General features: G+C 75.5%; 21 protein-coding genes. 12 read left to right on the top strand and 9 right to left on the bottom strand.

Annotated elements, in window-relative coordinates:
- Window positions 1-375: 375 nt before the first annotated feature.
- The 3 genes from ACIQUQ_RS34665 to ACIQUQ_RS34655 form a co-directional block, all read right to left on the bottom strand.
- Window positions 376-447 (bottom strand): putative leader peptide, encoded by a 72-nt coding sequence (locus ACIQUQ_RS34665; protein WP_403984078.1) that lies wholly within the window; start codon window positions 445-447, stop codon window positions 376-378.
- A 351-nt stretch (window positions 448-798) separates the two neighbouring features.
- Window positions 799-1257 carry an RrF2 family transcriptional regulator gene (locus ACIQUQ_RS34660; RefSeq protein WP_403984062.1) on the bottom strand — a complete coding sequence of 153 codons (459 nt, stop codon included), beginning with the start codon at window positions 1255-1257 and terminating at the stop codon, window positions 799-801.
- Window positions 1258-1372: 115 nt separating this feature from the next.
- Window positions 1373-2578 (bottom strand): acyl-CoA dehydrogenase, encoded by a 1206-nt coding sequence (locus tag ACIQUQ_RS34655; protein ID WP_403984060.1) that lies wholly within the window; start codon window positions 2576-2578, stop codon window positions 1373-1375.
- A 417-nt stretch (window positions 2579-2995) separates the two neighbouring features.
- Here ACIQUQ_RS34655 and ACIQUQ_RS34650 point away from each other — a divergent pair, with 417 nt between their 5' ends.
- From ACIQUQ_RS34650 to ACIQUQ_RS34610, 9 genes are all read left to right on the top strand, one after another.
- Entirely contained in the window at window positions 2996-3079 is an 84-nt protein-coding gene (locus ACIQUQ_RS34650) for a putative leader peptide (RefSeq protein ID WP_403984076.1), read from the top strand.
- A gap of 160 nt (window positions 3080-3239) precedes the next feature.
- A complete protein-coding gene (locus ACIQUQ_RS34645; RefSeq protein WP_403984074.1) occupies window positions 3240-3920 on the top strand; it encodes a winged helix-turn-helix domain-containing protein in 681 nt (226 codons plus the stop codon).
- A gap of 208 nt (window positions 3921-4128) precedes the next feature.
- The gene (locus tag ACIQUQ_RS34640; protein ID WP_403984072.1) at window positions 4129-5307 is read left to right on the top strand and encodes an LLM class flavin-dependent oxidoreductase; all 1179 of its coding nucleotides are present in this window, start codon (window positions 4129-4131) and stop codon (window positions 5305-5307) included.
- 71 nt (window positions 5308-5378) lie between these two features.
- Entirely contained in the window at window positions 5379-6776 is a 1398-nt protein-coding gene (locus ACIQUQ_RS34635; protein ID WP_403984058.1) for an NtaA/DmoA family FMN-dependent monooxygenase, read from the top strand.
- Window positions 6777-6895: 119 nt separating this feature from the next.
- Entirely contained in the window at window positions 6896-8047 is a 1152-nt protein-coding gene (locus tag ACIQUQ_RS34630) for an LLM class flavin-dependent oxidoreductase (RefSeq protein ID WP_403984056.1), read from the top strand.
- A 178-nt stretch (window positions 8048-8225) separates the two neighbouring features.
- On the top strand, window positions 8226-9308 hold the full coding sequence (locus ACIQUQ_RS34625; protein WP_403984054.1) for an alcohol dehydrogenase catalytic domain-containing protein: 1083 nt from the start codon (window positions 8226-8228) through the stop codon (window positions 9306-9308).
- Window positions 9305-10135 carry a helix-turn-helix domain-containing protein gene (locus ACIQUQ_RS34620; RefSeq protein WP_403984052.1) on the top strand — a complete coding sequence of 277 codons (831 nt, stop codon included), beginning with the start codon at window positions 9305-9307 and terminating at the stop codon, window positions 10133-10135. Before ACIQUQ_RS34625 ends, ACIQUQ_RS34620 begins: the two co-directional genes overlap by 4 nt.
- Window positions 10132-10887 carry an HAD family hydrolase gene (locus tag ACIQUQ_RS34615; protein ID WP_403984050.1) on the top strand — a complete coding sequence of 252 codons (756 nt, stop codon included), beginning with the start codon at window positions 10132-10134 and terminating at the stop codon, window positions 10885-10887. The genes ACIQUQ_RS34620 and ACIQUQ_RS34615 overlap by 4 nt, the downstream gene beginning before the upstream one ends.
- On the top strand, window positions 10884-13280 hold the full coding sequence (locus ACIQUQ_RS34610) for a glycoside hydrolase family 65 protein (RefSeq protein ID WP_403984048.1): 2397 nt from the start codon (window positions 10884-10886) through the stop codon (window positions 13278-13280). Before ACIQUQ_RS34615 ends, ACIQUQ_RS34610 begins: the two co-directional genes overlap by 4 nt.
- A gap of 519 nt (window positions 13281-13799) precedes the next feature.
- Here the strand turns inward: ACIQUQ_RS34610 and ACIQUQ_RS34605 are convergent.
- Entirely contained in the window at window positions 13800-14051 is a 252-nt protein-coding gene (locus tag ACIQUQ_RS34605) for a hypothetical protein (protein WP_403984046.1), read from the bottom strand.
- A gap of 287 nt (window positions 14052-14338) precedes the next feature.
- On the opposite strand from ACIQUQ_RS34605, the gene ACIQUQ_RS34600 reads away from it, so the two are divergent.
- On the top strand, window positions 14339-14608 hold the full coding sequence (locus ACIQUQ_RS34600; protein WP_403984044.1) for an HNH endonuclease: 270 nt from the start codon (window positions 14339-14341) through the stop codon (window positions 14606-14608).
- Here ACIQUQ_RS34600 and ACIQUQ_RS34595 read toward each other — a convergent pair.
- Both ACIQUQ_RS34595 and ACIQUQ_RS34590 read right to left on the bottom strand, forming a co-directional pair.
- The gene (locus tag ACIQUQ_RS34595; protein WP_403984042.1) at window positions 14508-15830 is read right to left on the bottom strand and encodes an NAD(P)/FAD-dependent oxidoreductase; all 1323 of its coding nucleotides are present in this window, start codon (window positions 15828-15830) and stop codon (window positions 14508-14510) included. The two genes, ACIQUQ_RS34600 and ACIQUQ_RS34595, sit on opposite strands and share 101 nt — an antisense overlap.
- 270 nt (window positions 15831-16100) lie before the next feature.
- Window positions 16101-16640, bottom strand: a complete 540-nt coding sequence (locus ACIQUQ_RS34590; protein WP_403984040.1) for a MarR family winged helix-turn-helix transcriptional regulator — start codon at window positions 16638-16640, stop codon at window positions 16101-16103.
- 64 nt (window positions 16641-16704) lie between these two features.
- Here ACIQUQ_RS34590 and ACIQUQ_RS34585 point away from each other — a divergent pair, with 64 nt between their 5' ends.
- Together ACIQUQ_RS34585 and ACIQUQ_RS34580 are read left to right on the top strand one after the other, a co-directional pair.
- Window positions 16705-18831: an MMPL family transporter gene (locus ACIQUQ_RS34585; protein WP_403984038.1), complete on the top strand. Its 2127-nt coding sequence runs from the start codon at window positions 16705-16707 to the stop codon at window positions 18829-18831.
- Between the two features lie 123 nt (window positions 18832-18954).
- Entirely contained in the window at window positions 18955-19632 is a 678-nt protein-coding gene (locus ACIQUQ_RS34580) for a phosphatase PAP2 family protein (RefSeq protein ID WP_403984036.1), read from the top strand.
- A gap of 108 nt (window positions 19633-19740) precedes the next feature.
- Here the strand turns inward: ACIQUQ_RS34580 and ACIQUQ_RS34575 are convergent, their stop codons facing one another.
- Genes ACIQUQ_RS34575 through ACIQUQ_RS34565 form a run of 3 tightly spaced genes read right to left on the bottom strand, consistent with a single transcriptional unit; the run spans window position 19741 to window position 22872 of the window.
- On the bottom strand, window positions 19741-21066 hold the full coding sequence (locus ACIQUQ_RS34575) for a glutamate-1-semialdehyde 2,1-aminomutase (protein WP_403984070.1): 1326 nt from the start codon (window positions 21064-21066) through the stop codon (window positions 19741-19743).
- A gap of 25 nt (window positions 21067-21091) precedes the next feature.
- On the bottom strand, window positions 21092-21643 hold the full coding sequence (gene rfbC / locus ACIQUQ_RS34570) for a dTDP-4-dehydrorhamnose 3,5-epimerase (protein ID WP_403984034.1): 552 nt from the start codon (window positions 21641-21643) through the stop codon (window positions 21092-21094).
- A complete protein-coding gene (locus tag ACIQUQ_RS34565; RefSeq protein ID WP_403984068.1) occupies window positions 21643-22872 on the bottom strand; it encodes a polysaccharide pyruvyl transferase family protein in 1230 nt (409 codons plus the stop codon). The genes rfbC and ACIQUQ_RS34565 overlap by 1 nt, the downstream gene beginning before the upstream one ends.
- Window positions 22873-22883 lie beyond the last annotated feature (11 nt).

The raw sequence follows: 22883 nt of genomic DNA, 5'->3' as shown, positions 1-22883 counted from the left end.
GACGGTGTCCGCGGAGAGCTTCTTGCCGGTGGCCGCGACGTTGGACTTCTCGTCCTTCTTCTCGTCCTTGGCGCCGGAGCCGTAGCCGCAGGCGGTGAGCAGGAGGGGGAGGGCAGCGGTGAGGGCAACGGCGCGCAGGGCGGTGAGCGGTCTTGCGGCAGACACGGAGGTGTCCTTTCACGGGAAGGTGGCGAGGGAGCCGAAGGAGCGGGAAGTACGGGAAGAGCGGGGTGCGGGCATGCCGGGGCGCGAGGTGTGAGCGCGCCGGGAGGCGTGCGGGCAGGGTTCGGCGGGGCCGGCCGGAGGGGGTGCCCCTGTGGCGGACGGCGCAGGCGCACGCAGTGGGTGCGCGGCGAGACCGGCCCAGGGGCCGCGTCAGGCGGACTGACAGATGGCGCTGGACGTACGGGCCAGGTCGATGTGCCGGCGGGAGGTCAGAGGCGTCATCCGGCCTGCGCGGTACGGCATGTGCACGGCCACCTCCGAATTCCTAGTTTTCCTACCGGGCTGGTAGGCATAGTGGCAGAGGTGAGGGCCCCGTCCCAAGGGTGTGTTCACATGCTGGACGGAGATGGCTCGGAATGTGAGAAAGTGCAGGTGGGGGCAGGGGCTAGGTCGTGTCTTTCGGGTCAGGCCGGATCAGGGAGCGGGGCCTGGTGCGTGCGATCGCAAGGCGGAGGAGGGAGTCAACGCGGAGCGTTGGCGACCGACGACAACGCGGCGAGCGTGCGTGCCAGGCCCCGCGAGCCCGGCCTGATCCGAAAGACACGACCTAGGGCCGGCGCTGAAGGCGGGTGCTCAGGGGTTGGTCCAGGCTCCGGGGGTCTCGCTCAGCGCGGAGACGTCGGCCGGCAGGGCGGATGCGGCGACGTCGGCCAGCGACACGCCGTCGAGGATCTCCCGTACGTTGGCCCGCAGCGCGATCCAGAGGGGGAGCAGCGACTCGGCGGGGCCCGTGTAGGACAGGTCCGGGGGGCGGACGCCGCGTACCGAGACGAGCGGACCGTCCACGACGCGGATGACGTCCGCGATGCTGATGGATTCGGCCGGCTTGGCCAGCCGGTAGCCGCCGTTGCCGCCGCGCTGGCTCAGCACGAGGCCGCCCCGGCGCATGTCGTTCATGATGCCTTCGAGGAACTTGTGCGGGATGTCCTGGGCGTCGGCGATGGCTTCTGCCTTCAGTGGCCCGTCGTCCTGCGACGCGGCGAGCTGCAGTGCGGCTCGTACCGCATAGTCCGCCCTGGCTGAGATCCGCATGGGGGCATTATCCCGCACGGTCCCCGCCGGGCGTGCCCGCGGGGCCGCCGGGTGGGGGACGGGGCGCCCGGCGGCCGAAGGTGCAGGTCGCGGGTGGCGGTGTGGCGTGGGCGGGTCAGCCGAAGGCCGCCAGTGCGCGGTGCGGACCGTTGAGGTAGTGCTCGCCGATGGCGCGCAGCCGGTGTGCGGTGGGCCGGTGGGCCGTCAGAACGCGGGCGTTGCGCCAGAACCGGTCCAGCCCGGGCGCGTCGGCGAGTTCCAGCACCCGCGTGGTGATGTGCAGGGCGGCCCGCGAGGTCACGGTCTCGGCCGTGGCGACCAGGGCGGCGACGCCCGCCGCCTCGTCGGCGTCGAGCAGCGCACCCGCTTCAAGGGCCTGGGCCGTCACCTCGGTCGCCCGGTCGACGACGGCGGTGGCGGTCTGGACGGCGGAGGCGAGTTCCCCGTACGTGAGGAGCAGGTCCGGGTCGGCTCCGGGCAGCCGGCGGCCGAGGCCGCCCCTGCTGAGGTCGCGCACCTCGGCGAGGGCGCCCCCGGCGTTGCCGAGCGCGACGTGGCACAGGGCGAGCCGGAGCGCGGGCTCGGCGAGCGCCGTGAAGGGCGGGGCCGACTCCTCGTCGTGCGGCCGGCGGCCCAGCACCTGCCCGGGCCCGACGGCGACCCGGTCGAGGACGACCTCGCCGGCCCCGGCCACGCGCTGCCCGAGGCGGTCACGGGCGGGTTCCACCGCCAGCCCCGGTACGCCGGACGGGATCCGTACGACCAGGACGTCACCGGTCACGGCGCAGAGGGCGTCCACCACGACCTGGTCGGCGACGCCGGCCGCGGTGTCCACGGGCCGGCGCCCGTTCAGGACGTACCCGGTGCCGCGGGGCCGCAGGGTGAGGTCCGGTCCCTGGGGCTCGTCGTGGGGGCCGGGGGTGCGGACCGCGCCGGTCCAGAGCCACTGCTCGCGCGCCGACTCCTCCTCCAGGGCGGCCGCGTGCTGCCGGCTCGCGTAGAAGCGTCCGCTCCAGGTGTGCGCGTAGTGGCGGGCGAGTACGTCGCCGACCGAGCTGTCCGCGGTGGCGACCTCCCGTACGACGGTGCACGCGGTGCGCCAGTCCGTCCCCCGGCCGGGCCCGGGCGGGGTGAGCGCCGCCAGCAGGCCTGCCTCGCGGAGACGGGCGGTCTCGTCGGCGGGCTGTCCGCCGGCCCGGTCCCGGGAGATGACGTCGGCGGCCAGGTCGTCCGCCACGTCGCGGGCCGTACGGAGGACCGTGCGGCGCTGCTCGTCGGCGGTCCGGCCGGCCGTTGCCGGTGTCGTCGGTGTGAGCGTCACCGGCAGGTCCGGATGCCGCCGGCCGGTGCGGGGGCCGGGCGGGCGGCGCTGTCTTGGGGGGTGGCGGTGGTCATGTCGGGTGCTCCGGAGGTTCGTCGGGTGGCGGTCACATGGGACGGGACGGGACGGTCGGGCACGGGCGCGCCGTCGGGAGCGGCCCTGCGCCGGGTCGGCAGGCCGCGGCGGGGCCGGTGTCCCCGGCGCACCGCACCACGGCGGATCCGAATCCCTACTTTTCCCATCGGATTGATAGGAATGTTTCCCCGAACTCGCCCGTCGGGCAAGGGTGTGACCGGATGGTGGACAGTCAGATCTCGCGGAAGGAGACGGGTGCAGGGTCGAGCCGCCGTCCGTGGTTCCCTACAGAACCAGTAGGGAACCATTGACCGCCGCCCGTCGCGCCCTCACGATGTGGTCATGTCCCCGTCGCAGCCCATGCTCGTACGCCGCCGGCACGTCGACTTCCGTCGCGTCGCCAGCGCGGTCTGCCGGCCCGTCTAGGGCTTCTCCGGCAGGGGACTCCTCCGACGCGTGCCGCCGTCCGGGCCGCCGCGTCCCCGGGTGTCACGCCCTCTTCCTCCCCCCGCCCTCCGGGGCCGTCGGGTCGGCCCGGCGCGCGCCGAGCCGGGTTCCCGGGCGCTTCCGTGGGGGAGTTCCCGCCCTGCCCTCGGTGGCCGGACCACCGGCCTCCGCACCTCACTCCGAGCAGCCGAAGGGGCACGCCATGACCACCGCAGTTCCCGCGTCCACCACCACCTCCACCCCCCGTCACCCCGGCCCGCGCCTCCAGGTGGTCGGCGACCGCACGCCCGGCGTTCCCGCGGGCGGGACCGGCGGCGGTCGCGTCGGCTACCTCGTCTTCCTGCCGGCGGACGTCGATCCGGTGGCGGTGATGACGGCCCACGGCATCCGGCCGGAGGTCCACCCCCTCGGGCCGGCGACCCCTCCGGCTCCCGGACCGGTGCCTCCCCCCGACCCCGGCACCGCTGCCGGTCCCGCCCTCGGAACCGCCTTCGGAACCGCCCTCGGAACCGACCCCGAGGTCCACTCCGACGACGCCGTCCGGGTCGACCGGGCGCGCCGGCTGGTCGAGGTCGACGGGCACGAACTGGACCTCACCTACCTGGAGTTCGCCCTCCTGGCCCACTTCGTGGCCCACCCGCACACGGTCCACACGCGTGACGCGCTCATCTCGGGCATCTGGGGCTACGGGCACATCGGCGACGGCCGTACGGTCGACGTCCACGTGGCCCGGCTGCGCCGCAAGCTCGGCGCGGCCCACCGGAACCGCATCTCCACCGTGCGCCGCGTCGGCTACAAGTACGTGCCCGGCCGCCCGTAACCCTGCTCACAGCCCGTGCACGACGCGCATCGGCCGCATCCTCGCGCGGCCGATCAGGAAGGCGTGATCCGACGTGTCCGCATCCGCATCCGCATCCCAGCCCGCACCCGGAACCACCTCCGCACCCCGTCCCGCACCCGGAACCGCCTCCGCATCCGCAGCGGAGTCCGCCTCGGGCCCCTCCCGCCCCCCGGCGTCACCCGCGCCGCTGCACCTCGCCGTCGCGCTCGACGGCGCGGGCCGGCACCCTGCCGCCTGGCGCGAGCCGGGCGCCCGGCCCGGCGAGCTGTTCACCGCCCGGTACTGGGCCGAGGCCGTGGCGGAGGCCGAAGCAGGCCTGCTCGACTTCGTCACCTTCGAGGACTCGTTCGCCCTCCGGTCGTCCGCGGCGGACGGGTCCGACGGGCGCACGGACCGGGTCGGCGGGCGGCTGGACGCCGTACTCACCGCCGCCCGTGTCGCACCGCTGACCCGGCGCATCGGACTGGTGCCGACCGTGACCGCCACCCACACGGAGCCTTTCCACGTCTCCAAGGCCGTCGCCACCCTCGACTTCGTCAGCCGCGGGCGCGCGGGCCTGAGCGTCCGCGTGTCGCAAGACCCCTCCGAGGGGAGGCACTTCGGGCGCCGGGCGGTCCCGCTCCCCGACGCGCAGGCCTACGAGGAGGCCGCCGACCACGTCGAGGTGGTCCGGCGGCTGTGGGACAGCTGGGACGACGACGCCGAGATACGGGACGTGGCCACCGGCCGGTTCGTCGACCGCGACAAGCTGCACCACATCGACTTCGAGGGCCGGTACTTCAGCGTCAGGGGCCCGTCGACCACTCCCCGCCCGCCCCAGGGGCAGCCCCTCGTGAGCGCGGCGGCCGTCGCCGGGGCGCCCGGTACCTCCGGCGGCAGCGCGGCCCACGGCCTGATCGCCCGCTCCACGGACGTCGGGTACCTCGCCGCGCACGACACCGGCGCCCTCCGCGCCGCGGTCGCGGAGATCAGGCGGGCCCGGGACGCCGCCGGGCTCGGGACGCGGCCGCTGCACCTCTTCGCGGACCTCACCGTGTTCCTCGACGAGGACGCCCCGGCCGCCGACGCCCGCCGGGGCCGCCTCGACGTGCTGGCCGGCGCCCGCTGCCGCGGTGACGCCGCGGTCTTCACCGGGACGTCCGCGCACCTCGCGGACCTGCTCCAGGACTGGCGGACGGCCGGCCTGTCGGGCTTCCGGCTGTGGCCGGGCGTACTCGCCCACGACCTGCCCGCCATCACCCGGGGGCTGGTGCCCGAGCTCCAGCGCCGCGGGGTCTTCCGCCGCGCGTACGAGGCGGACACCCTGCGCGGACTGCTGGGCCTGCCGCGCCCGCGCGGCCGCTACGCCGCCCCGCCCGCCGCCTGAGCCCTGATCCCAGACCTCTGACCCCTGACCCCTGGCCCCGGACCCCTGGCCCCGGACCCGTAAGGACCGTCATGAGCAGCAAGCCGCTCAAGCAGATCCATCTCGCGGCCCATTTCCCCGGCGTCAACAACACCACCGTGTGGAGCGACCCGGCGGCCGGCAGCCAGATCGACTTCGACTCGTTCGTCCACTTCGCGCGGACCGCCGAACGCGCCAGGTTCGACTTCCTCTTCCTCGCCGAAGGGCTCCGGCTCCGCGAACAGGGCGGCCGGATCTACGACTTGGACGTGGTCGGAAGACCCGACACCTTCACGGTGCTCGCCGCCCTGGCGGCCGTCACCGACCGCCTCGGACTGACCGGGACGATCAACTCCACCTTCAACGAGCCCTACGAGGTGGCCCGCCAGTTCGCGTCACTGGACCACCTCTCGGCGGGCCGGGCCGCGTGGAACGTCGTCACCTCCTGGGACGCCTTCACCGGGGAGAACTTCCGGCGCGGCGGATTCCTGCCGCGCGAGGAGCGCTACTCCCGGGCGAGGGAGTTCCTGGCCACCGCGATCGAGCTGTTCGACTCGTGGGACGGCACCGAGGTCCTCGCCGACCCCGTCTCGGGCGCCTTCCTGCGGGACGCGCGGGCCGGGGCCTTCGCCCACCGGGGGCGGCACTTCGACGTCGAGGGCCACTTCAACGTGCCGCGCAGCCCCCAGGGCCGCCCGGTGGTCTTCCAGGCGGGCGACTCCGACGAGGGCCGCGAGTTCGCCGCAGCGGGCGCCGACGCGATCTTCAGCCGGTACGGGACGCTCGACGAGGGCCGGGAGTTCTACGCCGACGTGAAGCGCCGGCTGGCGAAGTACGGTCGTTCGCCCGCGGAGTTGAAGATCCTGCCCGCGGCCACCTTCGTGCTCGGCGACACCGACGCCGAGGCGCACGAGACCGCGCACGAGGTCCGCCGCCTCCAGGTCAGCGGGCAGACCGCGATCAAGTACCTGGAACACGTGTGGAACCGGGACCTGTCGGGCTACGACCCCGACGGCCCGCTGCCGGAGGTCGACCCCGTGCCCGGCGAGAACACCGTGGCCCTCGGCCGGGCGAGCGTGCGGGGGTTCCGCGATCCGCTCGACACCGCCCGGAAGTGGCGCGAGCTCGCCGGGGCCCGGAAGCTGTCGATCCGGGAGCTCGTCATCGCGACCACCTCCCGGCAGACCTTCGTCGGCTCCGCCGCCACCGTCGCCCGGGCGATCGACGACCTGGTGCAGGCGGACGCGGCCGACGGCTTCATCCTGGTCCCGCACATCACGCCGGGCGGGCTCGACGGGTTCGCCGACACCGTGGTCCCGCTCCTCCAGGAGCGCGGTGTCTTCCGTACCGAGTACGAGGGCGCCACCCTGCGCGACCACCTCGGGCTCGCGGCGCCGCACGCCGGGGCGGCGGCCCGGCGCACCGCGGACCGGCAGGCCGCGGCTCCCTGAGGCCCGGCCCGCCGCCTCGCCCGCGTTTCCCGATCCCGCCTTCCCCGACGGCGTCTCCCGGCCCCGCCTCCCGGCCCGCCCTCCCGACCCCGCCTTCCCCGACCCGTAAGGAGCCAGCCGTGTCCGGCATCCCCCTGGGGGTCCTCGACCTGGTCCCCGTCCCGTCCGGTTCCACCGCCGCCGACGCGCTGCGGCACAGCATCGACCTGGCCCGCCGGACCGAGTCCTTCGGCTACGTCCGCTACTGGTTCGCCGAGCACCACCTCAATCCGGGGGTCGCGGGCACGTCCCCCGCGGTCGTGATCGCCCTGACCGCCTCCGCGACCTCGACCATCCGGCTCGGCTCCGGCGCCGTGCAGCTCGGGCACCGCACCGCGCTGTCCACGGTGGAGGAGTTCGGCCTGGTCGACGCGCTGCACCCGGGGCGCCTGGACCTGGGCCTGGGCCGGTCCGCCGGCAGGCCGCCCCGGCACACCGACGGGCCGGCCCGGCCGCCCGGGACCGGGCCGGCCGGACCCGTGACCCCCGTCGTCGACGGGTACGCCCCGAACGGGCTGCGCATCCCGCCCCGGTTCTCCTTCGAGCACCTGCTGGGCCACCCGCGGGTCGCGCTCCAGCAGCGGCTGCTGAACCTCCCCGGCGCGCGGCCGCAGGACTACGCCGAGCAGGTCGACGACGTCCTCGCCCTGCTCCGGGGGGACTACCGCTCGCCGGAGGGCGTGGAGGCGCACGCCGTGCCGGGCGAGGGGGCCGACGTACAGGTGTGGATCCTCGGCAGCAGCGGCGGGGTCAGCGCGGAGACCGCGGGCCGCAACGGGCTGCGCTTCGCCGCCAACTACCACGTCAGCCCCGCGACGGTGCTGGAGGCCGCCGAGGGCTACCGGGCCGCGTTCAAGCCGTCGGCCGAGCTGGACCGCCCGTACCTGACGGTGTCCGCCGACGTCGTGGTCGCCGAGGACGACGCGACCGCCCGGGAACTGGCCACCGGGTACGCGCCCTGGGTGCGCAGCATCCGTACCGCCGAGGGGGCCGTCCCCTACCCCACGCCCGCCGAGGCGCGCGCCCTGCCCTGGTCGGAGGCGGACACGGAACTCGTCGCCGACCGGGTGGACACCCGGTTCGTCGGCTCGGCACGGACCGTCGCCGACCACCTGGAGCGGCTCCAGGAGGCCACCGGGGCCGACGAGCTGCTGATCACCACCATCACGCACGACCACGCCGACCGGGTCCGCTCCTACCGCCTCCTGGCCGAGGAGTGGCGGCGCCGCTGAAACCGGCGCCGCCCTCGTCCCGGTTGCGGCGGTGCAGGGCCGCGGGACGCTGGAAGGGCCGGCGCGAGGCCCGTCCGGACCCCGATGGGGCCCGACCGGCCCAAGCGGGGCGGCGGGCCGGTGGCACACCCTGACGGTGACCACCGCATCGCACCGCACACAGAGAGAAGGCCGCGCCATGAAGGCACTCGTCTTCCACGGGCCCGGACAGACCTCCTGGCAGGACGTACCGGACCCCTCGGTCAAGGACGCCGCCGACGTGATCGTCCGGGTCGACGCCGTCACCCTCTGCGGCACCGATCTGCACATCGTCAAGGGCGACGTCCCCGAGGTGGAGCCCGGCCGGATCCTGGGCCACGAGGCCGTCGGCACCGTCGTCGAGACCGGCGGCGACGTCCGCACCGTACGCCCCGGCGACCGGGTGCTGATCTCCTGCATCTCGGCCTGCGGACGCTGCCGCTTCTGCCGCGAGGGGCGGTACGGCCAGTGCCGCGGGGGCGGCGGCTGGGTGCTCGGGCACACCATCGACGGCACGCAGGCCGAGTACGTACGCGTCCCCTTCGCCGACCTCTCCGTCCACCCCCTGCCCAGCAGCCTCGCGAGCCACGACGCCGTGCTCCTCGCGGACATCTACCCGACCTCCTACGAGGTGGGCGTGCTCAACGGCGAGGTGCGCCCCGGCGACACCGTCGTCGTGGTCGGCGCCGGCCCGATCGGCCTGGCGGCCATCGCCGCCGCCCGCCTCTACAGCCCGTTCCGCATCATCGCCGTCGACCTCGCCGCCGCCCGCCTCGCGGCCGCCCGGGACCTCGGCGCCGACGCCGTCGTGGCCGCCCGCGAGCAGCCCGAACGGCTGGTCGAGGACCTGACCGACGGGCTGGGCGCGGACGTCGTCATCGAGGCCGTCGGCGTGCCCGAGGCCTTCGAGATGTGCACCCGGATGGTCCGGCCCGGGGGCCGGGTGGCCAACATCGGTGTCCACGGCAGACCCGCCACCCTGCACCTCGAAGACCTGTGGATCAAGGACGTGACCATCACCACCGGTCTCGTCGACACCCGGTCCACGCCCATGCTGATGCGGATGATGGCCGCCGGCCGCCTCCCCGGCGCCGAGCTGGTCACCCACCGCTTCGAGCTCCGGCAGATGGAGGAGGCGTACGACGTCTTCTCCCGCGCCGCCGACACCGGCGCCCTGAAGGTCGTGCTCGGCGGGCCGCAGCACGACACGGTCGCCGCCGCCGTACCGTCCCGGGAGCCGTGATCACCGTGAACGCCGTGAAGAGGAGCCGGAGCAGCGCACGGCAGACGTCGGGCGAGGCGCAGGGCGAGGTGCTCGGAGAGACACAGGGAACGGCGCGGGGCACGGCGTACGGAGTGCAGGGCGAGGCATCCGGCGGGGCGCGGGGCACGGCCTACGGTCCTCCGGGCGGGGCGCCCGGCGCGCCGCCCGGCCGCACGGACCTGGGCCGGCGGCTGGTGGCCCGGCGCGAGGCCCTCGGCCTCAGCCGGGAGGAGCTGGGCCGGCGCTGCGGCGCCGACGCCAACTACGTCGCCTACCTGGAGGACCATGCCGCGACACCGGCGATCGGCACGCTCCTCCGCATCGCCGACGCCCTCGGCGTCACCGTCGACGACCTGACCGGCGCGAGCGCGGACCGGGCGCCCGGCCGGTCCGGCGCCCGGCGCGACACCGCGCTCGTACCGATGCCCGAGGACGAGTGCCGGCAGCTGCTCGGCACCCACGGCGTCGGCCGCATCGCGGTCTCCACCGACGAAGGGCCGGCCGTCTTCCCCGTCAACTACGTGACCGCCGGCCCCGGCGTGGCCTTCCGGACGGCCGCGGAGAGCCCCGCGGCCCGGGCCGCGGGCACCCGGGCCGCGTTCGAGATCGACCACATCGACGACGTGACCGCCGGCGGCTGGAGCGTGCTGGTGGTGGGCGGACTGACCGCCGTCACCGACGGGGCCGAGCTGCGCCGCCTGAGCGCCGCGGCCCGCTCCCACCCCTGGGCGGGCGGCCCCCGCAGCCACTGGATGAGGATCACGCCGGACCGGGTCACCGGCCGCCGGGTGGTGCACGGGGGATGAGCGCGCTGCGCGCCGTCGTCTTCGACACGGACGGGGTCCTCCTCGACACGGCGGCCCGCCACGCCGCCGCCTGGAAGGAGACCTTCGACGGCTGCCTCGCCGAGTGGCAGCCGCCCGGCCGGGACCCGCCGCGCCCGTTCGACGCCGTGCGCGAGTACCGGGAACTGGTCGACGGCCGGTCCCGGCTCGACGGCGTACGGGCCTTCCTGGCCGCCCGCGCGATCCGCCTGCCCCCGGGGCGGCCCGAGGACCCGCCCGGCTGCGCGACCGTCCACGCGGTCGCCGCCCGCAAGGAGCGGGTGTTCTCCGCGGCGCTGCGGACCGGGGCCGCCCGCGCGTTCGACGACGTGCGCCCCGTCCTGCTGCGCCTGTCGCGGTCGGGGATCCCCTGCGCGGCGGTCTCGGCATCCCGGCACGCCCGGGCCCTGCTGGAGTCCGCCGGCCTCGCCGGCCTCCTCGGCACCGTCGTCGACGGCGAGCTGGCCGCCGTACTGGCCCTGCCCGGCAAACCCGACCCGGCCCTGTTCCACGAGGCCGCGGCCCGGCTCGGCGCGGACCCCGCGCACACCGCCGTGGTGGAGGACGCCCTCGCCGGCGTCGAGGCCGGGTGCCGGGGCGGGTTCGGCCTGGTCGTGGGCCTCGACCGCGAGGGCGGCCCGGCCGGGGACCGGGCCCTGCGCGCCCGGGGCGCCCACCTCGTGCTCCGGGACCTCTCCGGACTGCCCGCCGCACTCACGGGCGGCCGGCCGTGACCGCGCCCTGGTGCTGGGAGTACCCGCGGTACGACCCGGGGGCCGAGCGGCTCGTCGAGTCGCTGTGCACCCTCGGCAACGGCCGCTTCGCGACCCGCGGTGCGGCCCCCGAGTGCGTCGCCGACGACGTCCACTACCCGGCCACGTACCTCGCCGGCTGCTACGACCGGCTCACCTCCGTCGTCGGCGGCCGGGAGGTCTCCAACGAGGACACGGTCCGGCTGCCGGACTGGACCGCCCTGAGGTACCGCTGCCTGCCCGACGGCGGGCCGCCGGGGGACTGGCTCACGCCGGACCACCCCGCCCTGCGCCACTGCCGCGTCACGCTGGACCTGCACGCCGGGACGCTCACCCGCCGGATGCTGTTCCAGGACCCGGACGGGCGCCGGCTGGGCGTCACCCACACCCGCCTCGTCCACATGGGCGACCCGTACCTGGCCGCGCAGCGCACCGTGTTCCGCGTGTACGGGTGGAGCGGCCGGATCGAGGCCGAGTCCGTCCTCGACGGCGACGTGGCCAACAGCGGCGTCGACCGCTACCGCGCCCTCGCGGGGCGCCACCTCGCCGGCCACCGCGCTGGGGTGGACGCGGCCGGCACGGCCTGGCTGTCCTGCACCACGACCGGCTCCCGGATCCGGGTCGGCCTCGCCGTACGGGCCGTGCCGCGGCAGCCGGCCGAGGTCCGCCGGACGGTGACGGGGACCGCCGCCGGGCATTCCTTCGTGCTGCCGGTCAGCCGGGCCGCGCCGGCCGTGGTCGTGAAGACCGCGGCCCTCTTCAGCTCGCTCGACCGCCCCTTCGACGACCCCGTCCGCAGGAGCGCCGAGTACGCCGCACGCGCCCCGGACTTCCCCTCGCTCCTGGCGGCCCACCGGGCCGCGTGGCAACGGCTGTGGAGCGAAGGCGAGTTGGCGGTCCCGCACGACACGGGCCGGATCCTGCGCCTGCACGCCTTCCACGTCCTGCAGACGCTCTCGCCCCACACCGCCGACCTGGACGCCGGCGTCCCGGCCCGGGGCCTGCACGGCGAGGCGTACCGGGGGCACGTGTTCTGGGACGAGCTGTTCGTGATGCCGTACCTCTCCCTCCACTTCCCCGGGACGGCCCGCTCCCTCCTCATGTACCGGTACCGGCGGCTGCCCGCGGCCCGGGAGGCGGCCCGCCGGAGCGGGGCGGGCGGTGCGATGTTCCCCTGGCAGAGCGGCAGTTCGGGGGCCGAGGAGACGCAGCGGCTGCACCTCAACCCGCGCTCCGGCCGGTGGCTGCCGGACCACTCCCACCTCCAGCACCACGTCGGCTCGGCCGTCGCGTGGAACGTCTGGCGGTACGGCCGGACGAGCGGCGACACCGGCTTCGTGCACGGGCCGGGCGCCGAACTCCTGCTGCACGTCGCGCACTTCTGGGCCTCCACCGCGACCTGGGACGAATCGCTCCGCCGCTACCGGATCCGCGGGGTCGTCGGCCCCGACGAGTACCACGACGCCTACCCGGACGCCGATGTCCCGGGCATCGACGACAACGCGTACACGAACGTCACCGCCGCCTGGGTGCTCGCCCGCGCGCTCGACCTGTACGAGGAACTCCCGGCGGCCCGGCGCGCCGAGCTCCTCGCACAGCTCGGCTGCGGCCGGGAGGCGCTCCGGCACTGGGACCACGTCTCGCGCCGCCTGTACGTGCCGTTCCACCAGGACGTGATCAGCCAGTTCCACGGCTACGGCGAACTAGCCGAGCTCGACTGGGCGGAGTACCGCGCCCGGTACCACGACATCCGCCGGCTCGACCGCATCCTGGAGGCCGAGGGGGACTCGCCCAACCGCTACCAGGCGTCCAAGCAGGCCGACACCCTGATGCTCGGCTACCTCTTCGCCCCCGCCGAACTCGCCGCCCTCTTCAGCCGGTTGGGCTACGGCTTCGACGACGGACTGTGGCGCAGGACCGTGGCGTACCACCTGCGGCGCACCTGCCACGGATCGACGCTCAGCAGCCTGGTCCACGGCTGGGTGCTCGCCCGGCAGCAGGGCGCGGACGCCTGGCAGTACTGCCGGGAAGCCCTGCTCAGCGACATCACGGACGTGCAGGGCGGCACCACCGGCGAGGGCATCCACCTGGGGGCCATGGCCGGCACCCTCGACCTCGTCGAGCGGGGCGTCGTGGGACTCGAACCGACCGGCGGCGGCCTGCGCATCGACCCCGTCGCGCTCTCCGGAATCCCCGGCTCCGCCTTCTCCCTCTGCTACGCCGGCCACCGGGACATCCGCATCCGCTTCCGCCCCGGCCGCCTGGGCGTGAGCGTGCCGCCGTCGCCCCTGGGCCCGGTCCCCCTGGTCCTCCCGGACGGCCGCCGCGAACACGTCGCCCCGGGCGAGGAGCGCTGGTTCCGCCTGGGCCCCTGACCCCCGGCCCCGCACGCGCGCGAACTCCCCCCGACCGCAACCCGACCGACCCACGCCCGCCTCGCGTCCGGCCGGGGGTGCCGCGCTCTGGGCTCGGGTGCTGTCCGCCGGGATTCGTCCCGCCGTGATCCGTCCGTAGCCCGGCCCGGCCGGCCCTGCCCGTGAGGTGGAGATGTTCACCGACTTCGAAGACCCGCCGTTCCGCCCTCGCGGCGCCGAGCACCTCGTGTGCGGCGCCATACCCGCGGGCTTCGGCGCCCCGGTCTACGTCAGCGGTGCGGAGCGGCAGGGCATCGAGAGACTGCGCAGGCTCCTCCTCGAGTACCCCAGGCCTCCGGCGGGGCTGCGCACGGTCGCCTCGCTGCGGAAGGCCGGGCTCCGCCCCCGCAACCTGTTCCGGCCGGACGGCTACGTCCTCGGCCCGCCGAAGACGGTCCGCATCCCCGGACCGGCGGGCGGGCGGGGCGGTGACGGGTGGACCGAAACCGTGTACAGGCCGGCGCCGGTGTACGTCGCGGGTCAGGCGACGGCCTTCGCGGTGCCGCCGGACCCCGAGCAGCTGGAGGCCGACCGCCGGGCCGCGCAGGACTGGGCGCAGGAGGTCCTGGCGGATCCGGACACCGTCGTCCTCGCCGTCAACGCCGTCGGCTCACCGGCACCGGCCACGGAACCGCTCGCGCGCGCGACGCCGTACGAGCTGGCCCTCACGTCGGCGACCGGCCGGACGATGTGGCACCAGCTCGTCGACCCCGGCTGGGACTCCTCGTTCATCCGCCGCCTCGACCTCCACGGGGTGACGCCCGAGGAGGTCGGGGCGGCGCCCGCCTTCGGCGAAGTGGACGACGAACTCCTGCGGAGGCTTTCCGGGAAGCGCGTCGTCACCCACGGACGCAACATGCAGTACGCCGCCCTCTACACGGCCGGTGAATACACATGGGCCGGCGACGGCCTCCCGGAGGGCACCCTGTGGCGCGAGACCGCGGACACCCTCGCGGTGCTGGGGCGGAGCCGCTGGGAGTGCGCGCGGCTGCGGCACGCGGAGTTCGAGGGCGAGTGGGATGCCTCGACGGGCCACTACTCCCTGCCGCCCGCCCTCCCGGGCGGCGATGCCCGTCCGCAGCCGGAGCGGGGCGTACCTCCTGGAAGTGGACCATGTCGACGACCACGCCAAGGGCGGCGAGGACCTGCCCCGCGCGATGATCGCCCTCTGTCCGAACTGCCACACCATCAAGACCCGTGGAGCGGCCGACGAAGGGTTTCGCGAGAGGCTGCGCGCGAGTGCCCTGGCCCGGCATCACGACCTCCTCGACGAAGCCGGGTCCGGGTGAGGTCTGCGAGGACTTCGCGGGCCGCGCGGGTGCCCGAGGCGAGGGCGCCCTGGACCGAGCCCGTGGCGCGGTGGTCGCCGCAGACGTAGCGGGCCGGGGCGAAGCGGGTGGTGCGGGTCAGGGGCCAGGGCGGCGGCATGGCCGGGAGCGCGTCCGTGACCGGGTAGGTGGCCACCAGCTGCCAGCGGGCGGGGTCGGAGCCGTACAGCTCGCCCAGCCTGCGGCGGACCGTGCGTTCGCGTTCCGGGGTGTCCGTGCCCAGGACGGAGGCCGAGACCAGTGCCGTGCCCGGGGGAGCGTAGCCGGGGACCACCGCGCTGAGGACGCACGTGTTCAGGACCGTCATCGTGCTGTCGAGCAGCAGGACCGGCTCCGTCAGGGGTGCGTCGTCGGCGGCGTAGTAGAAGGTGGTGGCGGTGCGTTGGGCCGGTACCGCCAGTCCCGGCAGCAGGGCGGCCGCGGTGCGGGCGTCGGTCGCCACGACCACGGTACGGGCGGCCAGGTCGCGGCCGTCGGCCAGGAGGACGCCCGTGTCGGTGACCGCCGCCACCGGCGTGCCCGGCCACAGCGTCCCTTCCGGCAGCGCCGCGGCCAGCTGCGCGGCGGCCGCGCCGATGCCCTCGGCCGGCAGGCACAGGGTGCCGCGGGCCATGCTCCGCCACACCAGGTGGAAGTAGCGGGCGGAGGTCTCCAGCCGGTCCTCCAGGAAGACGCCGGAGAGGAACGGCCGCAGGACGTGGTCCACGAGGGCCGGGGTCAGTCCGGCCCGGCGCAGTGCCTCCCGGGTGCTGCGGTCGCCGCGGCCCTTGAGGGCGCGGGCGGGCAGGAACGCGTCCCGCAGGGTGAGGGCCGACAGTGCCGCCAGGTCGCGGGCCGAGAGGGCACGGCCCGGCAGCAGGGTGCGGGCGCCCTCCCGGCGGCGGCTCGGGTCCACCAGGCGTACCGGCCCGGACGGCGTGTGGGCCACCACGCCGGGGGTGAAGGGGTGCAGGCGCAGCGCGCGCAGGTCGAAGCGCCGTTTGACCTGCGGGTAGGCGGTGTTGAAGACCTGGAAGCCGCGGTCCAGCAGGAAGCCGTCCCGCCGGTCGGTGCGGACGCGCCCGCCGGGGCCGTCTGACCCTTCCAGGAGGACGACGCGGAGGCCGGCCTCCACGAGGTCCGCGGCACAGGCCAGACCGGCCATCCCTGCGCCCACCACGATCGCGTCGTGCTCAACGGCCAACGGACACACCGCCCTTCGCGGAGACCAGCGCTCGCCCGGACGGCACAGAAGGGTGATGGGGGGCGGGCGGTGCCATCGTGGCACGGGGCCGGACGGGCCTGCCGCGCCGCCGTGGGGCGGGGCGCGGCGCGGGCCACGAGTTCACCCGCCCGGCCGTGCCCGTACCGGCGGCCGCCGCCCGGCCGTGCCTGTGCCCGTACCCGCGGCCGCCGCCCGGCCGTGCCCGCGTTCGCGGCCGTGCCCGCGGTCGTACCGCCGCGCGGCGCGCCGTCAGCGCCGGACGAGGGCGAGCTGCCGGTTCATCTCCGTGAGGAAGCGCACCACGACGTGCAGCTCGTCGGAGGTGAAGGCGGCGCGGGTGGCGTCGGTGAGCGTGGCCAGCGGCCGGAAGTAGTCCCGTGCCACCTCCCGGCCGGCCTCCGCGTAGTGGAGGTGGACGATGCGCCGGTCGTGTGCCGACCGGACGCGGCGGATGTGGCCCGCCTTCTCCAGGCGGTCGAGGCAGGCGGTCGTCGCCCCCGAGGTGAGGTTCATCTGCTTTCCGAGCCGGCCCGGCGTCAGCGCGCCCTCGCCGTGCGCCTCCGCCTCCAGGACGGCGATCAGGGCCTGGACGTCGGTGAGGTGGAGGCCCTGGGACTGGGCGAACTCCTGCGCGACCCGGTTGAACTCGGCGTTCATCCGGCGCAGCAACACCGCGAAGGACTGCAACCCGATCGGGTCCTCGGCCGGAAGGGAGGTCGAGGGAGAAGCCGGATGGGAACCCGAGGGGGAAGCCGAGGGGGAAGCCGGGGGGGTGTCCGCGTCACGCATGCGCTCAGCATAAGATCTCTCGATGATTGAGATTCTCGATGATTGAACGAAGTGGGGAAGTGACGTGAGAAACGCAGCCCGCTGGGCCCGCTGGGCCGTGCCCCTGGCGCTCGTGCTCGTCTGGCTCGGCATCGGCGGCACCCTGGGGTCCTACGCGGGCAGGCTCGGCGAGGTCGCCACCAACGACCAGGCCGCCTTCCTGCCGCGCAGCGCCGAGTCGACCCGGGTCCTCCAGGCCCGCAAGGCCTTCGAGACGTCGGCGTCCGTCCCCGCGATCGTCGTGTGGACCGCCGACGACGGCGGCCGCGTGTCCGCAGACCGGCAGCGCGCGGCCACGCAGGCGGCCGCGGGGCTCGCCGGACGCCCCGGCGTCGCGGGCCCGCCGTCCCCCGCCCTCGTCTCGGCCGACGGGGAGGCGGTCCAGGCCGTCGTACCCCTGGAACCCGACCTGGGCGAGCGGACCCCGGAGGTGCTGGCCGAGGTACGGCGGGCCGCCGAGCGGGTACCGGGCACCTCGGTGGCGATCGCCGGCCCGGCGGCCACCCAGGCCGACCTCTCCGACGCCTTCGCCGGGATCGACGGCCTGCTGCTGGGGGTCGCGCTGGGCGCCGTCCTGCTGATCCTGCTGCTCGTCTACCGCAGCGTCCTGCTGCCCTTCGTGATCATCATCAGCGCGGTGTTCGCCCTCGGGCTCGCCTGCGCCGTGGTCTACGCGCTCGCCGCCCGCGACGTGGTGCGCGTCGACGGCCAGGTGCAGGGGATCCTCTCCATCCTGGTGATCGGGGCGGCGACCGACTACGCCCTGCTGCTCGCCGCCCGCTTCCGCGAGGAGCTCGCGGTACGGGGGGACCGCGTCGCCGCCGTACGCGCCGCCGTGCGCCGCTCGGCCGGAGCCGTCACCGCGAGCGCCGCGACCGTGGCGCTCGGCCTGCTGGCCCTGCTGGCCAGCGACCTGACGAACAACCGCGCCCTGGGCCCCGTCGGCGCCATCGGCATCCTCTGCGCCGTGCTGACCACCCTGACCTTCCTGCCCGCGGTCCTGGCGCTGCTCGGCCGCGCCGCCTACTGGCCCGCCACCCCGAAACCGGCCGACGCCACCGCCGAGGGGCACCGCGTCTGGCAGCGCGTCGCCGCACTCGTCGACCGCGCACCCCGGCGGGTGTGGGCCGGCACCGCACTCCTGCTGTGCGTGCTGGCCGCCTTCGCCCCGGCCCTGTCGTCGAAGGGCGTGCCGCTGGACGAGATCTTCGTCAACGACGCGCCCTCCGTCGGCGCGCAGCAGACCCTCGCCCGGCACTTCCCCGCGGGCTCCGGCAACCCGGCCGTCATCATCACCGACGCCGGCCGGGCGGCCGCGGTACGGGCGGCGGCCGAGGGCACCGAGGGCGTGGCGGCCGTACGCCCCGTCACCGCGGGCGGCGGCCGCCCGGGCGGAGGCGGCCCGGGCGAACCCCTGGTCGTGGACGGCCGGGTACGCCTGGACGCCACCCTCGAGGCCGCGGCCGACAGCGACGCCGCGAAGGACACCGTCCGGCGGCTGCGCGAGGGCGTCCACGCCGTACCCGGCGCCGACGCCCTGGTCGGCGGCTACACGGCCCAGCAGTACGACACCCAGCAGACCTCGGCGCGCGACCGGAACCTGATCGTGCCCGTCGTCCTGACCGTCATCCTGCTCATCCTGGCCGGGCTGCTGCGCTCGCTGCTCGTGCCGGTCCTGCTGGTGGCGACCGTCGCCCTCAACTTCCTCGCCACGCTCGGGGTCTCCGCGCTGCTCTTCCAGCACGTGCTGGGCTTCAGCGGCACCGACGCCTCCGTCCCGCTGTACGGGTTCGTCTTCCTGGTCGCCCTCGGCGTGGACTACAACATCTTCCTGATGTCGCGGGTGCGCGAGGAGAGCCTCGTGCACGGCACGCGCCGGGGCGTGCTGCGCGGGCTGACGACCACGGGCGGGGTGATCACCTCAGCCGGCGTGGTCCTCGCGGCGACCTTCGCCGCCCTGATGGTGATCCCGCTGGCCTTCCTGGTCCAGATCGCGTTCATCGTCGCCTTCGGCGTGCTCCTGGACACCCTGGTCGTACGGTCCCTGCTGGTCCCCGCCCTCGTGCTCGACATCGGCCCCCGCGCCTGGTGGCCCAGCGCCCTCGCCTCGCGCTTCGAGGAGGGACCGGTGCCGTCACGGAACCTTGGCTAGGGTGACCGCGGAGGCCGGTCACGGCGCCCTCGACCGGGGCGGGGAGCGGGCCGGCGACGACGGGGGGCTCACGTGTCACGGACCGGCCGAGGTGTTCCGACGACGGGCCGGCCGGCGCCTCCGGTGCTGCCCGCCGCGCAGCGGGGGTGGCTCGGGTTCGCCGGCGTCCTGGCCGCGTCGGCGGTCGTGCTGCTCGGGATCCTGCACGCGGACGACAGCCGGCCCGGCGCGGCGGACGTACGGGTCGGGGCCCTGGTGGACGGGGCGCGGCCGTCGTGGTGGCAGCGGGCCGCCCTGGCCGCCGACTTCCTGGGAGAGCCGGTCGGGGCGGCGGTGCTGGTCCTGGCCGTGGTGACGGGCTGCCTGCTGCTGCGGCGCCCGCGCGCGGCGGTGCTCGTCGTGGCCGGCGCCGGCCTGACCGTGGTGACGACGACGCTGCTCAAGCACGTGGTGGGCCGGACGATCAACGGCGGGTACCTGTCCTACCCGAGCGGGCACACCGCCTTCCTCACCGCCCTGGCCGTCTCGCTGACGCTGCTCGCCATCGGCGGCGCCGGCCGGACGGCCGGCGCGCTGCTCGTGTCCACCGCGGCGCTCGCCGCCGGTGCCGTCATGGGCTGGGCCCAGGTAGCCCTGGGCGCGCACTACCCGACGGACGTCCTCGGCGGCTGGTGCACCGCGCTGGCGGTGACGCCGGCGACGGCGTGGCTGGTCGACCGGACGGCGGACGCCGCCGGGGCCCGTCCGGCGGACCGGGGTCCGCGGACCCGGCTCGATCCGCCGGACATGCCCCGGCGGTGACGGCGCGAAGCCGGACGGGCCCCGGCGGTGACGGCCGGGGCCGGACGGGCCCCGGCGGTGACGGCCCGGGCCGGACGGGCCCCGGCGGCGAGCGGCGCCGGCGCCCCGTCAGGCCAGGCGGCGGAAGACCGGTTTGACCGGCCGCCCGGCCAGCCAGGGCGTGGGATCCCCGGCGTCCAGCGCCTTCCGGTACACCGCGCACGCCTGGGCCACCACGTCGACGGTGTGCTCGATGTCGGCCTCGTCGAGCGCGCTGCTCACCACGAACGACGGGGCCAGCACCCCGCCCGCGAGGAGCCGGCGCAGGAACAGGGTGCGGAACGCCTGGGACGGCTGCCGGTCCTGGTCGAGGGTGGCGAAGATCAGGTTGCTGGCCCGGCCCCGTACGAGGACGTGGTCGCCGACACCCATGCCGGCGGCGGCCTCCCGCACCCCGGCGGCCAGCCGCTCGCCCAGGGCGTGCAGCCGTGCGGTGACGCCCTCCTCCGTGTAGACGGTCTGCACCGCCATCGCCGCGGCCAGCGAGTGCGTTTCCGCGCCGTGCGTGGTGGACAGCAGGAACACCCGGTCGCCGGAGTGCCGCAGCCCGCCCCGCTCCATCAGCTCGCGGCGCCCCGCCAGCGCGGAGACGGCGAAGCCGTTGCCCAGCGCCTTGCCGAACGTGGACAGGTCGGGGACCACGCCGTACAGGCCCTGGGCGCCCGCCTCGGACCAGCGGAAGCCGGTGATCATCTCGTCGAAGACCAGGACGCAGCCGTGCCGGTCGGCCAGCTCGCGCAGGCCGGCCAGGTAGCCGGGCGGGGGCTCGGTGTGGCCCGCGGGTTCGAGGATCAGGCAGGCCACCTCGTCCCGGTACCGGGTGAGCAGTTCCTCCGTGGCGGCCAGGTCCCCGTACGGGAAGGCCACGGTCAGTTCGGTGGTCGCCGCCGGGATGCCGGCGGACATCGGCGTGGTGCCGATGAACCAGTCGTCCACGGAGAAGAACGGGTGGTCGCCGCAGACGGCCACCCGCGGGCGCCCGGTCACGGCCCGGGCGAGGCGCACCGCCGCGGTGGTGACGTCGGAGCCGTTCTTCGCGAACTTCACCATCTCCGCGGTCGGCACGGTGGCCAGGAACCGCTCCGCGGCCTCGACCTCCAGGACCGACGGCCGGACGAAGTTCGCGCCGCGGCCGAGTTCGCGCCGCACCGCCTCCAGGACCCGCGGGTGGGCGTGGCCCAGGCTCACCGACCGCAGGCCGGAGCCGTACTCGACGTACCGGTTGCCGTCGACGTCCCACACGTGGGCGCCCCGGCCGTGGCTGATGACCGGGGCCAGGTGCTCGGGGTACTGGTCGTCGCCCTTGGCGTAGGTGTGCGCGCCCCCGGGCACCAGGGCGTGCAGCCGCTCGTTCGCCCGCACCGACCGGGGCAGGGTGAACTCCGCTGAGTCCATGGTGAGTTCGGTGTCCACGGTGACGTCAGCCCTCCCTCTGCTTCAGGACCTCGGCGAGGCTCGGCGCCTCCCGGTCCCGCTGGGACATCGAGGCGGCCGGCAGCGGCCACGGAATGGCCAGCTCCGGGTCGTCGAAGGCGATGGTCACGTCCTCGGCCGGGTCGTGCGGACGGTCGATCCGGTACGAGGTGTCGGCGGTCTCGGTCAGCGCCTGGAAGCCGTGCGCGCACCCGGCCGGGACGTACACGGTCGCCTGCGTCTCGCCGGACAGCTCGAAGGAGGCCCGGCCGAGGTAGGTCGGCGAGTCCGGCCGCAGGTCCACGACGACGTCGAAGATCCTCCCGTACGAGCACCGCACCAGCTTCGCCTCGCCGGCGCCGGAGCGCAGGTGCAGCCCGCGCAGCACGCCGCGGACCGAGCGGGACACGCTGTCCTGGACGAAGGCGCCCGGGTCGAGTCCCACCGAGCGGACCACCTCGGCGTCGAACGTGCGGCAGAAGAAGCCGCGTTCGTCGGCGTACGGCGTCGGCTCGAACAGGAACGCGCCGGCCACCTCCGGCACTTCGGTCACCTTCATCACTTCTCCTCCAGGGCGTGGGCCCGGTCGGTCGCGGGGAACAGCACCTTCGTCAAGGCGTCGAACTGGAGCCGGAGTTGCCGTGCCACGTCCTCGTTCCGCCCGGCCAGGACCCGGCGCAGCCCGGCCGACCGCTCCTCCAGCTCCCGGAACTGCCCGAGCAGCCGCCCGGCGTCGACCTCGCGTGCCGGGTGGCAGTACGCGCCCAGGCCCATCCGCTCCATCAGCGTGTCGCTCTTGGCCGCGTAGCTCACCGCGAGCACCGGGGTGCCGGTCTTCAGCGCGCAGACCAGGTTGTGGTACCGGGCCGCCACCACGCTGTCCGCGGCGGCCGTCTCCTTCATCAGGTCGGCCAGCGAGGCCGTCCCGGCGGCCGTGACCAGCGGGGAGTCCACCGCGTCCAGGATCGCCGCGACCACCGACGCGTCGCACTCGTCCCCCGTGAGCAGCCGGACCGGCCGGCCCTCCTCGACCAGCGCGCGGACGAAACCGACCGTTCCGTCGAGGTAGCGCCGGTGGATCTCCCCGGCCCGCGCGCGGTCGTCGTTGCCGCCGTGGAAGTCCATCACGCCCACGCAGACCGTGCCGGGGACGCCGGAGGGCGCCTCGGACCGGGGCGCCGGCAGGGCGAACGCGAGGTCGGGGTAGACCTCGTCGCCCGTCGTGTCCACGCCCATCGCCCGCATCGCGTCGCGGGACGGCTCGTCCCGGTACGAGCGGTACGCGGCCAGCCGGGCCGACCAGCGCACCAGGGCCCGCGTGGGCCTGCTGCCGATCTCCGCGGCGCCGACGCTGACCAGCGCGACCCGGGTGCCCAGCAGCCGGCCGCTCGCGCAGAGCAGGAACAGCGCGTACGGGAAGCCCCACGGCCGCAGCGGCAGCGTCGCCTCCAGGACGCCCATGCCCGGCACGATCACCACGTCGTGCCGCCGCACCCAGGCCGCGGTGCGGTACGCGTCGACGACCTTGCCGAGGCCCTTCGCCACGACGGCGCCCGCCCGCGACGCGGTCCGGTACTCCCCGCGGTTCCAGTGCAGCCGCGTCGCCGGGATCCCGAACCGGGCCGCGACCGCCTCGGGCCCGCCGCACAGCGCGTCCACGACCGCGTCCGGGTGCTCGGCGCGCAGGTACCCGAGTACGGCCTCCAGCGAGCCGTCGTTGCCGAGGTTGCCGGACCCGAGCAGCCCGAACACCCCCACCCGCACCGGAGTTCCGCCGGCGGACGGCACGGCCGCGGACG

This window comes from Streptomyces sp. NPDC101118 (assembly GCF_044759445.1).
Taxonomy (GTDB): Bacteria; Actinomycetota; Actinomycetes; order Streptomycetales; family Streptomycetaceae; genus Streptomyces.
Note: the sequence above shows the minus strand (reverse complement) of the source record. Positions and strands in the feature narration are given on the sequence as shown.